Origin of the sequence: Streptomyces sp. DH12, from assembly GCF_020873895.1 — a bacterium.
Classification (GTDB): domain Bacteria; phylum Actinomycetota; class Actinomycetes; order Streptomycetales; family Streptomycetaceae; genus Streptomyces.
In genome coordinates this window covers 1-459 of record NZ_JAHWGT010001011.1, presented here as the reverse complement: position 1 = coordinate 459, position 459 = coordinate 1, and the positions used below count along the sequence as shown (strand labels likewise).

The window sequence follows — 459 nt, the reverse complement described above, 5'->3', positions numbered from 1 at the left end:
AAGGCATGCCGACGGTCCTCGCGCGCCCCCGCCCCCGGGACCGTGCAGGATAAGAGGCATGGATCTTCGCATCTTCACCGAGCCCCAGCAGGGGGCCACCTACGACACCTTGCTCACCGTCGCCAAGGCCACCGAGGACCTCGGCTTCGACGCCTTCTTCCGTTCCGACCACTACCTGAGCATGGGCTCGGGGGACGGTCTGCCCGGTCCCACCGACGCCTGGATCACCCTCGCCGGACTCGCCCGCGAGACCAAGCGCATCCGCCTCGGCACGCTGATGACGGCCGGCACCTTCCGCCTCCCCGGCGTGCTCGCGATCCAGGTCGCGCAGGTCGACCAGATGTCCGGCGGCCGCGTCGAACTCGGCCTGGGCGCGGGCTGGTTCGAGGAGGAGCACAAGGCGTACGGCATTCCCTTCCCCAAGGAGAAGTTCGCCCGCCTCGAGGAGCAGCTGGCGAT

Annotated in this window: 1 protein-coding gene; it reads left to right on the top strand. The window is 69.5% G+C overall.

Annotation, left to right across the window (positions count from 1 at the left end):
• Positions 1 to 58: 58 nt before the first annotated feature.
• Positions 59 to 459: LLM class flavin-dependent oxidoreductase (locus LPA54_RS38235; RefSeq protein ID WP_228984985.1), on the top strand; the 401-nt coding region annotated here is incomplete at its 3' end.